The following is a 14,789-nucleotide window of genomic DNA, read 5'->3' on the forward strand; positions in this document are numbered from 1 at the left end:
GGTAATTTCTCTGAGGGCAACAAATAGCAATTACTGAAGGCTGCGTTCGGAAAAAACGAATGCTCCGGTTAGGACGGCTTTCTCTTGGCGCTGTTTTCACGGGCGATGGTCAGAAACGGTGTCACCAGTTCAGGCCGGGCGCTGCCCCGTCGCCAGGCCAGTCCGATATCCAGCGGCTCGATAGAATCCTCGAGTTTGCTGGCTTCGATCATGTTGCCTTCCAGCGACCAGGCGCGGTAGGCCATATCCGGTTGTACGGAAACGCCCAGCCCGGCGGCCACCAGGCTGCGCACCGCCTCCGTTGACGCGGTTTTCATGGCAATATTGGGCTTGAGTCCGGCACGCGCCCACAGCCGCTGCGCATGTTTTTCCATCTCATCCACGTTGAGCTGAATCAGCGGCTCATTAGCGATATCAGCCAGAGAGATGCTTTCGCGCTCCAGCAAAGGATGTAACGGCGGTAGCCATAACCGGTACGATGAGTGGGTCAGAACCTCAGTTTGCAGCGCATCGCGATCTTCCAGATTTGAGAGGATCAGCACACCGATGTCGATTTCACCACTCACCAGCAGATGCTCGATGTACTGGCGTTCATCCTCCACCACTTTCACTTCGACATTCGGGTAATAGGCGTTGAATTGCTTGAGTAAATCCACCAGAAAATACCCTGCAACCAGACTGGTCACGCCCAGGGTCAGCTGCCCGGTAACATTTTCGGTGCCCATTTGCAGACTGCGCTTGGCGTTATCGACGGTAGCGAGAATAAGGTAAGACTGGCGTAAAAACTGGTGCCCCTGATGCGTCAGCGTCATGCCTTTCGCATGGCGGTCAAACAGGCGCGCCTCGGTTTCCGTCTCAAGCTGTTGAATTGCTTGTGTAAGTGAGGACTGCGATACAAAAGAGGCCTGTGCGGCAGCGGATATCGATCCGGTCTCGGCGACGGCAATAAAATGGCGGATCTGGCGCAGTGTCAGCATAACGGCTCTCTCATCGCATTAAAAAACCGAATTCTGAGCATCAGCATTCGGTTTTAGGGAATGATCAAGTAATGACTGAGGGGGGATTTTTGTCAAACCGGTGCATGGGTTTTTGCGAGGCGTGCAGGAGAATGGGAACGCAAGGCTCGAAGGTTCAATCAAAATCACTATATTGTGGAGTCAGATTTCGAAGGCAGCGCAGAGCGTGAAAATACCCGCTGGCTTGCGGTAATGGATGAAACTATACTCGTTGTAAGACTTATTCTTACATGAGGTAATGATGGCCAGAACAATGACAGTTGATTTGGGTGATGAACTTCGCGAGTTCATTGATTCTCTGGTGAAATCTGGAGATTACAGAACGCAGAGTGAAGTATTGCGCGATGCGTTGCGATTGCTGCGTGAAAAACAGGCTGAATCTCACTTACAAACACTACGTGAGCTTTTAGCTGAAGGTGTCAGCAGCGGAACGCCACAAGAATGGGATAGGGATTCATTCCTGCAACGAGTGAAAGGAAAAGCAGATCAAAAGGAAAGAGATCAGTTTAACGCCCAGAGCGACTGAAGACTTAGAGAGCATCTGGTTGTATAGCCAGGAACAGTTTGGCCTTCAAAAGGCCGACGAATATATCGGACGCATTTCTGATATTTTTGATTTGTGGCCACCTATGAAGTAGGTACCAAAAGGCCGGAATTGGGAGACGATATGTATTCACATCCGGTTGAAAAACATGTCGTTTTCTTTCTCGCCCTAGAGTTGGCGATCATTGTGATCCGTGTGCTTAATCAGTCACAGGATGTGCCCCGGTGTCTGGTCTGGCAATAATTTCATTGAGTCACATGATCCCTGAATGTATTCAGGCACAAAAAACCACGCAAACATCACGTGGCTTTTTCGGTTTCAGCACTTCAGTTAATCATCAATTCAGCTGATACGTCAGCGTGATTTCCGCTTTCAGTACCTGAGATACCGGGCAACCGGCTTTGGCTTTTTTGATAATTTCGTCGAATTTATCTTTATCGATCCCCGGCAGTTTCACTTTGCTGTCGAGCGCGATTTTGGTGATCGCAAAACCGCCATCCACTTTATCCAGTGAAACGTCTGCGACGGTATCGATACTTTCAGGGGTGTGACCAGCTTCGCCCAGCATCAGCGAAAGTGCCATCGAGAAGCAAGCAGAGTGCGCTGCCGCTATTAATTCTTCCGGGTTCGTTCCGGGTTTTCCTTCAAAGCGGGTATTAAAACCATAAGGCTGTTCCTTCAGCGCACCGCTCTCAGAAGAGATGTAACCTTTACCGTGTTTAATGTCGCCTTCCCAATGCGCCTGCCCTTTCTTATGAATGGTCATGTTTTCCTCCGGTTTGTATTACATTAACTTTAAGTATAGCTTCAGAACGGTGTTTCGCGAGGATGGCCGGGCTATGCGGCCTGCGGGCACGTTTTTCCATAATCTCAACATCATTGAAAACAGAGGAAAAAAACATGTTCAAACCCCAAGACATCGTTCAGTCCAAAGCCGGCGGCCCGAAGCTGGTTGTGCAACGTGTTGATGGCGACACGCTGTGGTGTACGCGTCAGGACGAGTTCGGTGCGAAGGAAATGGAAGTGAAAGCGGATACCGTGAGTCTGTATCATGAAGAAGGCGATTTCGGCGTTTGCTGATTATAGATAGCCTTACAGTAAAAAATCCTGAGATTCTAAAATCTCAGGATTCAATAATCATTAATGCACGTCTGCGAATTACCAGCCTTTCACCGCATCGCCATGATAGATGGCATCTGCCGCTTTGACCGTTGCATCAGTCTGATAGGCTTCTACCAGTTCCTTCACCGCCTGACTATCTTTGTTATCTTCACGCGCTACGATGATGTTCACGTAAGGTGAATCTTTATCTTCCACAAAGAGCCCGTTTTTACCCGGCGTCAGCCCGACCTGGCCTGAATACGTTGTGTTGATAATGGCCAGCTGGATTTTGTCATCGTCAATAGCGCGGGTCAGCTGAGGCGCTTCAATTTCGACAATCTTCAGATGTTTTGGATTTTCGATAATATCCAGCGATGTCGGCAGCAGGCCTACACCCTCTTTCAGTTTGATTAGCCCGACTTTCTGCAGCAGTAACAGCGAACGACCAAGGTTAGTCGGATCGTTTGGCACCGCCACCTGCGCGCCGTCACTCAGCTGATCGATAGATTTGATTTTGCGGGAATATCCGGCAATCGGATAAACGAACGTTTTACCCACTTCCGCCAGCTTGTAACCGCGCTCTTTGATTTGTTTATCCAGATAAGGACGGTGCTGGAAGGAGTTAACGTCGATATCGCCGCTGCTCAACGCAGAATTGGGCAACACAAAATCAGTGAACGTCACCACTTCGACATCCAGATTGTACTTGTCTTTTGCGGTTTTTTTGATGGTTTCCCACATTTGCTGATCGATACCGGCGCTGATCCCGACCTTGATGTGATTCTCATTGGATTTCTGATCACAAGCACTCAGCACCAGTGCGCCCGCCAGAGATAAAGCCAGAACAGATAATTTTAATATTGTGCGCATAAAGGTTTACTCTTTCCGTGAATAAATTTTCAAGTTGAAACAGACTGTTAAGCCGTCAGTGTTTCAAATCATTTCCCGATCGGCAAATACGAAAAAGAAATAACCTAATGCGTTTTTTTGGCCTGGAATGAGACAAAACCCGCGATAAGCGGGTTCCGGGTGATTATTCAAATGTGGAAAGATTTCCTGATCGTTATCCGATCAACGCATCGCACCGTGTAAGGTAACTGGCTGAGGACGGGACAGGAAAATGGTGATGCCCGCCAGCAATGTCAGCACGCCGCCGAGCAGGAAAGCACTGCTCACACCCGAATTGTCCGCGAGGATCCCGCCAAACAATGCGCCTAACGCCAGCGAGGTCTGGAAAACACACACCAGCAGCGCGGAGCCTGTTTCGAAAAGCGCAGGCGACGCCTGATACGTCCAGATATTCAGACACACCGGCAGCGCGCCAAAGGCTAATCCCCACAGGATCACCAGCGTACAGGCCATCACTAGCGGTAACTGGAACAGCGACAGCAGCAGCACTGACACGCTGAGCAGCAGCATATTGAGCATAAACGCCCTCTTCACGCCAAATTCACGCACGCTGATTTCAGTCGTCAGCGTACCCACCAGACCCGCAACACCATAGCCCATCAGCAACAGTGAGATATCACTGGCAGAAAGATGCAGATTAAACCGCAGCCACGGCTCGAGGTAGGTATAGGCAGCGAAATGACCGCCCGCCATGAATACGCCGATGATCAACGCGTAACGGATCCCCGCCACTTTGGTCACACCCAGCATGGCACGCAGGCCGATAGATTGCTGAGCGGGCAACGAGGGGAGCGCCAGCCATTGCAACACAAAGAACACCAGCGCCAGCACTGCGTTAAGCGTAAACGCCATGCGCCAGCCAAACAGATCGCCGATAAACGCGCCCGCCGGAACACCCGCGACCGTGCCGACCGCCACACCCGCAGTGATCAGTGAAATCGCCCGTGCGCCCTGCTCCTCTGACACCAGTCGCCGCCCGGAAGGAATGGCGAATGACCAGAAACCGCCTACGCCGACGCCCAGAATAATGCGTCCGATCAGCAGAATGTTGAAAGACTGCGCCATCACAGCAATCCCGTTGGCCACAATGACCGTCGCGGAAAGCAACAGCAGCAGGTTACGGCGGTCCATCTTGCGGGCGAAAAGCATGATTAAGGGGGCGGAAATTGCGGCTACCAAACCGGGCAGCATCACTGCCAGTCCGGCATGACCTTCAGTAATGCCCAGAGATTGTGCGATCGGCGAAAGCAATCCGATTGGCAGGAATTCGGTATTAACCAGCGCGAATGTGCCACAGGCAAGCGAGAAAACCGCCAGCCAGCGGCGGAAAGCAGGCGTTTCTGGCCGGGTGTCCAGCGATGAGCACTCAGTCATTTTATTATCCTTATACTTAGCAAGGTGAATTATTTCGGAACTGTAGAATGTGGTAATAAACGTGATCACTATCACAGGGTCAAGGCATTTTCATAATGATCATTAGGGTATTTATTATCCGCCACGCAGCTAAACCAGTCCCCGCCTGCGATGCGGGTTACAGAGGCGCGCGGAAGCTCAAATGAAAAAGGCACATCCAGATAACTCGATCAGATAATTACTCCACATATAAGTATGTTGTAACTAACATGTGAGTGAACATGAAACCGCCGACTCAGGCGGCCATCATTTTAGGGGGGAGCGAAATAACGAGGGGCAAATAGCCGGTTAATGCGTCACTGATTTTGAGTAAAGCTGAATAATAATGATACCGATGGCGATACAGGCCATACCGATCAGCGCAGGGATATCCAGTCGTTGTTTGTAGATGAAAAATGACAGGGTCGACACCAGGAAAATCCCCATGCCCGCCCAGATGGCATAGGCTATGCCGATATTCATGACTTTTACGACCTGAGAAAGCCCGTAAAAGGAAATTGCATAGCCCACGACCACAATAATACTGGGGAATAATCGGGTGAAACCGTCAGACGCTTTCATCATTGAGGTGGCCAGTGTTTCTGCGCAAATAGAAACCGCAAGAATAAGATATATTTTGTACATAACACCTTCTGATTTTTGAGAAAGAAAAGAAGTGTGGCTCAGGATTTATCTCTTCTTCGATTCTAGTCGCATTCTTTAAAATTTTCGGCTGACCCGGGGAAAACCCTCTCTGCGGGATCCATTTGTTCTACGCTTTAGCTACAACTCAGTGCTTTGAATCTGCTCCCGAGGTCACTTTGTCCCCTGCTAAATTTTATTTACAGCTGCTGTTATGGTGCGTGCTCTACTTCTCTCTCGGGTATATCTCTTTGTTTCTGGATGATCCCCTGAGCCGGGTTTCTTTTGTCTGGTTTCCCGCAGGCCTTGCCGTAGCAGCATTTTTGTTAACACCGCGCAGGTTCTGGCTGCCTCTGTTTTTAGGTTTGTTCATCGTGCGGACTCTGCTGGATGTCACGATGCGGCATTCACTGGAAACCTCGCTGGTGCATTCGGTTATCTCACTCGGCAATGATTTCGCCATCGCCTGGCTTGTCCGGCGTTTCAGACGCCCGGCTGACTTGCTGCACAACATGCTGGTCTGGTTATCCGCCACCGTGGTGTTCAGTGCCATCGCCGCCGCTGCGGGTGCTGGTTGGGTGCTGTATCGTCACAACATCGTTTTTATCCAGACGCTTTGGATTTGGTGGTCAGCGAATGTAGTAGGCACCATTCTGCTGACGACGATTGTGATGGGACTGTTCTGGAAGTCTGAAGTTCTCGCCTTGCGTAGATGCATCGCAGGTTGTGGATTATGGCTGCTGCTGTGTATCAGCGCGGCCTACGTGTTCAGTCAGCCCTTCGGCGACGCGCACGGTGAAGCACTGCTTTTCAGTCTGGCCTGTATCCCGGTGATGGTCATGATTGCCATCCCGATTGTCAGCGGTAACCGGCTCGGGGCACTGGCATTTCTTAGCTTCAGCGTGATTGTTATTTATTTCTCCTGGCATCGCCTCGGTCCGTTATTTATTCCAGGATTACAGTCGGGAGAGCCGCTGCTGCTGGCACAATGCTACCTCTCCGGTACCGCCCTGCTGTTGAATTTTGTGTACGTCCTCAAGCGGAACGTACCGGGAATGGTCTCCTCTTATTATCTGATCCCACAGACCGGGCGTCTGACCTGGGACCAGACGTCGGTCACTTCTCTCACACCGCATGTGCTGAAAATAAATCATGTGGATGAACTGCTGGAGCGGCTTTCGCCCGAAGATCAAAAACGGATGCGGACCAGGTGGGAGACGATTGTCCACGGCGGTACTGTCAAAGACACCTTCCCTTTCCTGCTTCGGCTGTCGCCGACAACGAAAGTGCAGCTTCTGGAAACCAGGCTGATTGGCCTTGCGCAACCCGAAGGCGTGGTGATTATTGGGTCGTGGTCACCGGAAATACACAACCGGGCCATCGCCCGTGCGGCCAGGGAGGCGTAATCAATGCTGCAACTTGCACTGTTATTGATGGGCGCCAACTTTGTCCGCAAATCTGCGCCCGTTTTGGCGATTATTGGTGTTTTATGGAGCGGATTAGGGCTATCGATTTTCATGGACGGATTGGAAGGTATGCGCTATTTCCCCTTTCATGTCTTCGGCATAATTTTACTGGTCGAAAGTTTGGTGACTCTCTTTATGGCGGGCGGTGCCGCCGGGGCGAAAAAGTCTGTCTTCTATTTTAAGGGCGGCATATTTTGCTTTATCGCCGTGCTGATCCTCTCAGGTCGTGAGAGCAGTAATCTGCTGCTGGCCATTTTGTTTGGTTTCGCATTTTTCATCACCGGTCTTTTTGTCATGGCGTCGGCCTGGGTGGTACGTTATGACCGCTGGCGTCAGGTCTTTTTCAGCGGTGTTGCTCAGCTGATTTTTGCCCTGTTTCTGTTTCTGCCCTATCCCACTCATCACCACGGCACGATTTCACAGTTTGTCGGCATGATCATGATCCTCGGCGGGATCCAGTGCATTCCGCTGGCCTTCCGCGCCTTTAAAATGCGCGATGGCGTCACGCTTTCCGCCCTGATGGCACCGCCCGGCCTGGTCCCCGTCATTGCGTTGCCAGCTGCCAGTGCCCGTTCTGAAGGTTCGCTGATTGTGCATATCTGGACGCCGGAAGGCTCGGCGGCTAACTCCCCGGTTCCGCGTCCGGTATTCAATCGTTATATCGCCGCCGTTGACACACAGGGCGTGATTTCTACCGGCCATGCTGCACTGGAAATGCCGCCAGATCTATACATCAGCCTTTATCCGGCAGCCGACATCGACCGTTCCCCTGCTGAGTTTTTCAACACCCTGAAAGCCATTCAGGAAAACAACGTACCCGGACTTTTCCAGAAGAGCTATGTCAGCGAAGCGGCGGGCTGGTGCGAGTCTGATCGCAAAATTGTGTTCAGCGATTTTAATGCGCAGGCATTGCAGCAGTTCTGGGAAAGCTACCGGCAATTGGCGATTTACAACCTGACCTGGCGTAACTGTTCCAGCAGCGTGGCCTACGGGTTAGAAGCCGCGCTGGAAGGCGTGATTTCCCGCCAGGGGGGTGGGGGGCGTTTCCTGAAGTTATTTTTTATGCCTGAATTGTGGATTGCCGCCCAGTTACGCAAACGCGCCACCACCATGGCCTGGACGCCGGGTCTGATGCTCGATTACGCGCGCGCTTTACATGCGCTGGTACATCCGGTGCGGCATTCGTGGTTTAAGCGCTGGCGGCAGCTGGATAAATCGCAGTCATAGCTGCACGAAATGCCCGTCGCTGACTTCGCGGTATTGACGCACGGGCGGTTGAAAGGTCGCTGCGCGCAGCGGACTGGCGAGTTCTTCGGGCACCACGGTACGTTTGCGGCGCACGTCCGGATCAGGCACCGGCACGGCGGCCAGCAATTTGCGGGTATAGAGGTGTTGAGGATTTTCGAAGATGTCTGCCCGCGAGCCGATTTCCACGATCTCGCCCAGATACATGACCGCTACACGGTGGCTGATGCGCTCGACGACGGCCATATCATGCGAGATAAACAGATACGCCAGACCCAGCTGTTCTTGAAGATCGAGCATCAGATTGATGACCTGCGCTTTCACCGACACATCCAGCGCCGAAACCGCCTCATCGGCGATGATCATTTTAGGTTCCAGCGCCAGCGCGCGGGCAATACAAATGCGCTGTCGCTGTCCGCCGGAAAACTGATGCGGAAAACGCGTCGCCATATTGCTTTGCAATCCCACCTGTTCCAGCAGCTGGGCCACGCGGCGTTTGGCGCTTTGTGCATTATGCAGCCCGAGGCTGACCATCGGTTCGGCAATCGCCTGCCCGATGCGCATTCTCGGGTTCAGGCTTTCATACGGATCCTGAAAAATCATCTGCGCCTGCGTGCGGATTTCCGCCAGCCGCGCACTGTCCGCCCGGCGGATATCTTGCCTGGCAATCAGCACATCGCCGGAGGTCGCTTCAGTGAGGCGCAAAATCGTGCGTCCGGTAGTGGATTTTCCGCAGCCTGATTCACCGACCAGCGAGAGTGTTTCGCCCGGTTGCAGGCTGAATGACAAATCTTCGACCGCATGCACGCGTGCAGAAACACGGCGCATCAGGCCGGATTTCACATCAAAACGTGTCACCAGATTTTTGACGTCCAGCACCGGCTGACCTTTGCGCAGCGTATCGACGGATTCAGCCACCGGCTGCGGCTCACCGGTTTGCATATCATTGAGCGGAAAGCGTTTTGGCAACGCCACACCGTTCATTGCACCCAGACGCGGCACCGCCGACAGCAGCGCCCGCGTATAAGGATGTTGGGGCAGATGGAAGATTTCGCGCGTGGTCGCCTGTTCCACAGCCTCGCTACGGTGCATCACCAGCGTGCGATCCGCCACTTCCGCCACCACGCCCATATCATGCGTAATGAACAGAACCGACATGCCCTCTTCTTCCTGCAAGGATTTAATCAGCGTCAGGATTTGCGCCTGAATGGTCACATCCAGCGCCGTTGTGGGTTCGTCCGCAATCAGCAAACGCGGGTTGCAGGCCAGCGCGATGGCTATCACTACGCGCTGACGCATGCCGCCGGAAAAGCTCAGCGGATATTCATTAAGCCGCGAGGTAGCCGCCGGAATGCGCACTTTTTCCAGCAGGCGCACCGCTTCGGCGCGGGCTGTTTTATCGTCCATGCCACGATGGCGTTTGAGCACTTCGGTAATTTGCACACCGATTTTCAGCACCGGATTCAGGCTGGTCATCGGCTCCTGAAAAATCATACCGATGCGGTTGCCGCGAATGCTTTGCATCTGCGCGCGATTCAGGCTGAGTAATTCCTGGCCGTCAAACCGGATACTGCCGGAATAACGGGTCTGCTTTTCATCCAGCAAACGCATCACAGACATCGCCGTTACACTTTTTCCGGAACCGGACTCCCCCACCAGTGCCAGCGTCTCTTTCGGGCCGATCGAGAACGAAAGTTCCCGCACCACGTTCAGCCATTCGCCGTCGACGGAAAACGCAGTATTCAGCTTATCGACCTGTAAAACCGGGTTATGCATCATCAATCCTTGTTCCGCGGGTTGAGGATGTCGCGCAGCGCGTCACCGACTAAGTTGATGGCGACGATCAGCACCAGCAGGGTGACGCCGGGGAAGAAACTTATCCAGTAATCGCCGGACATCAGATAATCAAACCCGTTGGCGATCAGCAGGCCGAGTGAAGGTTCGGTGACCGGCAAACCGATTCCAAGAAACGACAGCGTGGCTTCGAGCATGATGGCGTAAGCAATGCGCATAGTCGCCACCACAATCAGCGGCGGCAGACAGTTGGGCAAAATATGGCGGAACAGAATGCGCGTATCAGACAGCGCCATGCTGCGCGCAGCGTCCACGTAACTGCGGCGGCGTTCGAGCAGCGCCGAGCCGCGGAGGGTGCGCGCGTAGTACGCCCATTGCGTAACCACCAGCGCCAGAATGATTTTATCGACGCCCTGCCCGAGCACCGCCAGTAAAATCAGCGCGATCAGGATAGGCGGAAAGCTCAGCTGGATATCGACAATGCGCATGATGAGTGCGTCGGTTTTGCCGCCGACGTAAGCACTGATCAGCCCCAGAGCCGCACCCAGGGTCAGTGCAATCACCGCGCTGGAGACGCCGACCAGCAGGCTGATGCGCGTGCCGTACAAAATCGCGCTCAGTAAATCGCGCCCCTGATCGTCGGTGCCCAGCCAGTAAATCATGCCGCTGAGGCTGGCCGTGCCCGGTTTCAGGCGCCCATCCATGATATCGAGTTGCGATAAATCATACGGATTTTGCGGAGAAATCCACGGCGCCAGCACCGCCAGCAGAATGGCGATACCTAAGATGATCAGGCCGCACAGTGAGAATTTATTGCGCAGCAGCGCACGCACGATGTTGTAAAACGCGCAGTGCGGTTTGCCCTGAACGGCGCTGCGCGAGTGAACCGAATCAGACGCCATCAGTTCCCGCCTCCCAGCCGGACGCGCGGATCCACCAGCATATACAGCACATCCACCAGCAGGTTAATCAGGCTGAACATCACCACCGTTATCATCAGATAGGCCAAAATAACCGGGCGATCCAGCACAGCGATAGAATCAATGATCAGCTTGCCCATTCCCGGCCAGGCGTAAATGGTTTCGGTGACCACGGCAAATGCGATAAGCGAACCGAGCTCCAGACCGATAACGGTAATCAGCGGGATAAGGGTATTTTTCAGGACATGAACCAGCACGATGCGGCTTTCCGATAACCCTTTCGCGCGGGCAAATCGTATAAAATCCTGTTGCAGGCATTCGAGCACACCGGCGCGGGTCAGGCGGATGATCAGCGAGATTTTAAACAGTGCCAGATTGAATGCGGGCAAGATCAGATGCGCGAGGCCGTCTGCGGTAAACAGGCTGACGGGGACGCCGAAAACATCCACCGTCGCGCCCCGCCCCGAGGACGGAAGCACGCCGAGTTTGACGCTGAACAGCATGATCATCATCAGGCCAATCCAGAACGTTGGCAGGCTGAATCCTAAAATCGAGATAGTCATGACTGACTTTGATAACCAGCCGTCAGGGCGCAGACCGGCATATACGCCGAGCGGAATACCTATTACCAGCGCCAGCACAAACGCCACCAGTGCCAGTTCGAGCGTGGCAGGCATACGCTGAAAAATCAGGTGCAGCGCGGGTTGGTTATAGATAAAGGAGTTGCCCATGTCGCCGTGCAGGGCATTGACCACGAACAGGCCATATTGCTCCCACACCGGCTTATCGAGGCCAAAAGACTGGATCACGCCGAGTCGCTCGGCGGGTGTCGCGGTGGTGCTGAGCAGTAAATCCACCGGATTACCGACCAGATATACGCCGCCGAATACCAATAATGACATCACCAGCAACGTCAGAAATGTCTGTCCGAATCGCCCGAGCAGATAACGGCTCATGCCTGAACGTCGTCAGGGTGGTTGCCGTATCGCGAGAAAATGCGGCGCATCAGGCTGAAGAAGCCATATTCATCCACTTTCTGCATGACCGTAGCGTTAGGAGGCGTCGCCAGCTTGTTCCAGAAATCCGCGTAAGTGTAACCGGCCGTTTTACCGGAGATTTCCACGCCCACGCGGGCAGACTGGCCTTCAAACAGGCCGGGTTGCAGCAGCCATGCAAGGGTGGTGGCGTCATGCACCGGGCCGCCTTCGCGACCAAAACGATTGAGGTCGCTGCGGTCAAACGCATTAAGCAGCGCGGCCACAGACTCGCCCGGTAAGCCACCATCCTGTTTTAACGCCTCGATATCATCTTTGCTGATCAGCGCCTGGAAGGTCATATCCAGTGGCATGATGATAAGCGGAACGCCGCTGTTAAACACTTTTTCGGCGGCGTGCGGATCGGCATACACGTTGAATTCCGCCCACGGCACGCGGTGGCCGAGTGCGGTAAATGCGCAGCTCATGGTAACGATGTGTTTGATACCGCGCGCGACGTCCGGATGCATCCCCAGCGCCAGCGCGATATTGGTCATCGGACCAATCGCACAAACCGTGATCGGGCTGTTATCTTCGGCGGCCTGCCGCAGGGTCCGCACCAGAAAATCTACCGCGTGTTCGGCCTGCGGTTGCAAATCCGAATCCGGCACCAGCTCATTTTTGAATGCGCCGATGTGCGCGTATTTGCCATAAACCTGCTCGCGCACCAGCGGACCGGGCGCACCGGCAAACACCGGTGTCGTTTTACCTGACAACGCCACAATCTTGCAGGCGTTACGCACGGTATCTTTCAGCGCCACATTACCGGCGACGACGGTCACGCCAAGTACGTCCAGTTCCGGTGAGGCCAGCGCCAGCCAGAGGGCGATGGCGTCATCCACGCCGGGGTCAGTATCAATAATGATGCGCTGGCTCATAAGATTATTTCCCGGCATATCGTGAAAGCAGTTCGTAAAACAGCGCGAAGACTTTGTTGGCGTCCACGCGCGTGACGATATCAACGTTGGGGGTTTGCCCCGACTTACCGTACCAGTCGGCAACGGTTTGCCCCATGCACAACTCGCTGTCGTGTTCGATAAACACCCGCGCCTTTTCAGTGCCGAACAGTTCCGGTGCCAGCACATAAGCAATCACCAGCGGATCGTGCAACGGGCCGCCGCGTGAACCATAACGGCGTACGTCATTGCGATCCCAGAATGCCATCAGCTCGCCAAGCTGGGAGGAAATGCGTCCGGAGACTTTCACAAAATTTGCCACGTGTTCGGGTGTGAGGATCACCTGATGCGTGGCATCGAGCGGCAATACGGTGATGTTGAGATCACCGGAGAACACAACGTGCGCGGCGTGCGGGTCAGCCAGCATATTGAATTCGGAAGTCATGGTGCGGTTGCCCGCTTCACGGTATGCGCCACCCATCAGCACCACGCGGCCAATACCGGCGGCGATTTCCGGTTTCATGCGCAGTGCCGTCGCCAGATTGGTCAGCGGCCCCAGCACACATAACGTGAGCGGCTGATGACGGGCTATCGCCTGTTCACAGCTGTTGATCAGAAAGTTAACGGCATGAAGGGATTCGGCGTGTTTTTGCGGTGTGGGGAAAGCGGTATTTCCCAGCCCGTTTTCGCCGTGAAACTGGCCGTGGATCGGCGCGCGCAGAATCGGCTGATGACAACCGGCAAACACCGGAATATCCAGCCGGTAACCCAGTTCGGTGATTTGCAGCGCATTGCGGGTGGTATTTGCCAGCGGCTGATTGCCGCAGACCGTGCAGATGCCAAGAATGTTCAGCTGCGGCGCGACAAACGCGCTAAGCAGTGCGATGGCATCGTCGATGCCCGGATCGCAATCAATGATCACCGGTATGGTTTTCACAAGGCCCCCACCGAACGTAAAACCTCTGCAATTTCCTGACGCGCGGCCTCGTTCAGAGGCACCTGCGGCGGCAGCGGATCGCCCACTGCAAAACCCTGCAATTGCAGCGCGGCTTTGATACAACCGGCGATGGAATATTTGGCAAAGATTTCGTTGATGCGCCACAGCGGACGCTGCAACTCCATCGCCTTTTTCCAGTCGCCCTGTCTGGCGGCCTCATACAGCGCCAAACTTTGTTTCGGCACAATACACGCCGGACCGGCCATCCAGCCCACGCCGCCAATCAGCATCACGCACGCCGGAATATGTGCCGAGGCGGCAAACACCTGCATCCGCCCCTGCGTGCGCTCAATAATTGACAGCAACCGGCCGGTATTGGTCGACGCATCTTTAATATAGTTAATGTTTTCCACGTGGCTCAGTCGCTCAATTACCGGCAGGCTGAGATCCGAACGCTGGAACTGCGGATTGGTGTACAGCACGAGCGGCAGCTTTCCGGCTGCGGTCGCGATGGCACGAAAATAGTCTTCGACACCCTGATCGGGCACCGGGAAATACGCTTCGAGGATCGCCAGAATACCGTCGACACCCAGAGCGGCGTAGCGAGCGGTTTGCGCTACAGCGTCCTGAATGGTGGTGGCTGCGACACCGGCAATGACCGGAACGCGGCCCCGAGCGGCTTCGACGACGGTTTTCACTATCTCCGTACGTTGATCTGCATTGAGATAAGCGAACTCACCTGTACTGCCAAGCGGCGTCAGACCGTGCACGCCGCTGTTAATCAGATGTTCGACCAGCGCGGTTAGCACTGGTTTGTCTATCTGGCCGCCATCAGTGACAGGCGAAACCAGATAGGGATACACACCGCTAAAAGAAGTCATAGCTTCTCTCTC

15 protein-coding genes are annotated in these 14,789 nt (G+C 54.1%); 4 read left to right on the top strand and 11 right to left on the bottom strand.

Translation table 11 applies throughout. The annotated features are described in order from the left end of the window. Positions 1-68 precede the first annotated feature (68 nt). The gene (locus tag D6C13_RS08730; RefSeq protein ID WP_120132388.1) at positions 69-977 is read right to left on the bottom strand and encodes a LysR substrate-binding domain-containing protein; all 909 of its coding nucleotides are present in this window, start codon (positions 975-977) and stop codon (positions 69-71) included. 280 nt (positions 978-1,257) lie between these two features. On the opposite strand from D6C13_RS08730, the gene D6C13_RS08735 reads away from it, so the two are divergent. Further along, positions 1,258-1,542, top strand: coding sequence for a type II toxin-antitoxin system ParD family antitoxin (locus D6C13_RS08735; RefSeq protein ID WP_120132389.1), 285 nt, complete (start codon positions 1,258-1,260; stop codon positions 1,540-1,542). 355 nt (positions 1,543-1,897) lie between these two features. Here D6C13_RS08735 and D6C13_RS08745 read toward each other — a convergent pair whose 3' ends face one another. Further along, the gene (locus D6C13_RS08745) at positions 1,898-2,326 is read right to left on the bottom strand and encodes an OsmC family protein (RefSeq protein ID WP_120132390.1); all 429 of its coding nucleotides are present in this window, start codon (positions 2,324-2,326) and stop codon (positions 1,898-1,900) included. 134 nt (positions 2,327-2,460) lie between these two features. On the opposite strand from D6C13_RS08745, the gene D6C13_RS08750 reads away from it, so the two are divergent. Beyond that, on the top strand, positions 2,461-2,640 hold the full coding sequence (locus D6C13_RS08750; protein ID WP_120132391.1) for a YodC family protein: 180 nt from the start codon (positions 2,461-2,463) through the stop codon (positions 2,638-2,640). 78 nt (positions 2,641-2,718) lie between these two features. Here the strand turns inward: D6C13_RS08750 and metQ are convergent, their stop codons facing one another. The 3 genes from metQ to D6C13_RS08765 all read right to left on the bottom strand — a co-directional run bounded on the left by metQ (position 2,719) and on the right by D6C13_RS08765 (position 5,607). Next, entirely contained in the window at positions 2,719-3,531 is an 813-nt protein-coding gene (metQ, locus tag D6C13_RS08755; RefSeq protein ID WP_120132392.1) for a methionine ABC transporter substrate-binding lipoprotein MetQ, read from the bottom strand. 201 nt (positions 3,532-3,732) lie between these two features. Then, entirely contained in the window at positions 3,733-4,944 is a 1,212-nt protein-coding gene (locus tag D6C13_RS08760; RefSeq protein ID WP_120132393.1) for an MFS transporter, read from the bottom strand. Between the two features lie 327 nt (positions 4,945-5,271). After that, a complete protein-coding gene (locus D6C13_RS08765; protein ID WP_120132394.1) occupies positions 5,272-5,607 on the bottom strand; it encodes a DMT family transporter in 336 nt (111 codons plus the stop codon). Positions 5,608-6,002: 395 nt separating this feature from the next. Here D6C13_RS08765 and D6C13_RS08770 point away from each other — a divergent pair, with 395 nt between their 5' ends. Both D6C13_RS08770 and D6C13_RS08775 read left to right on the top strand, forming a co-directional pair. Continuing rightward, positions 6,003-7,010 carry a diguanylate cyclase family protein gene (locus D6C13_RS08770; RefSeq protein ID WP_147408178.1) on the top strand — a complete coding sequence of 336 codons (1,008 nt, stop codon included), beginning with the start codon at positions 6,003-6,005 and terminating at the stop codon, positions 7,008-7,010. A gap of 3 nt (positions 7,011-7,013) precedes the next feature. Then, on the top strand, positions 7,014-8,297 hold the full coding sequence (locus tag D6C13_RS08775) for an HdeD family acid-resistance protein (RefSeq protein ID WP_120132396.1): 1,284 nt from the start codon (positions 7,014-7,016) through the stop codon (positions 8,295-8,297). On the opposite strand, the gene D6C13_RS08780 is transcribed toward D6C13_RS08775, so the two are convergent. Genes D6C13_RS08780 through D6C13_RS08805 form a run of 6 tightly spaced genes read right to left on the bottom strand, consistent with a single transcriptional unit; the run spans position 8,292 to position 14,777 of the window. Continuing rightward, on the bottom strand, positions 8,292-10,091 hold the full coding sequence (locus tag D6C13_RS08780) for an ABC transporter ATP-binding protein (RefSeq protein WP_120132397.1): 1,800 nt from the start codon (positions 10,089-10,091) through the stop codon (positions 8,292-8,294). The two genes, D6C13_RS08775 and D6C13_RS08780, sit on opposite strands and share 6 nt — an antisense overlap. 2 nt (positions 10,092-10,093) lie before the next feature. After that, entirely contained in the window at positions 10,094-11,011 is a 918-nt protein-coding gene (locus D6C13_RS08785; RefSeq protein ID WP_120132398.1) for an ABC transporter permease, read from the bottom strand. After that, a complete protein-coding gene (locus D6C13_RS08790; RefSeq protein WP_120132399.1) occupies positions 11,011-11,985 on the bottom strand; it encodes an ABC transporter permease in 975 nt (324 codons plus the stop codon). The genes D6C13_RS08785 and D6C13_RS08790 overlap by 1 nt, the downstream gene beginning before the upstream one ends. Beyond that, positions 11,982-12,941: a nucleoside hydrolase gene (locus D6C13_RS08795; RefSeq protein ID WP_120132400.1), complete on the bottom strand. Its 960-nt coding sequence runs from the start codon at positions 12,939-12,941 to the stop codon at positions 11,982-11,984. Before D6C13_RS08795 ends, D6C13_RS08790 begins: the two co-directional genes overlap by 4 nt. A gap of 4 nt (positions 12,942-12,945) precedes the next feature. Further along, on the bottom strand, positions 12,946-13,896 hold the full coding sequence (locus tag D6C13_RS08800) for a nucleoside hydrolase (RefSeq protein ID WP_120132401.1): 951 nt from the start codon (positions 13,894-13,896) through the stop codon (positions 12,946-12,948). Further along, positions 13,893-14,777, bottom strand: coding sequence for a dihydrodipicolinate synthase family protein (locus tag D6C13_RS08805; RefSeq protein ID WP_120132402.1), 885 nt, complete (start codon positions 14,775-14,777; stop codon positions 13,893-13,895). The genes D6C13_RS08800 and D6C13_RS08805 overlap by 4 nt, the downstream gene beginning before the upstream one ends. Between the last annotated feature and the right edge of the window lie 12 nt (positions 14,778-14,789).

Origin of the sequence: Rahnella woolbedingensis, assembly GCF_003602095.1 — a bacterium.
Classification (GTDB): Bacteria; Pseudomonadota; Gammaproteobacteria; order Enterobacterales; family Enterobacteriaceae; genus Rahnella; species Rahnella woolbedingensis.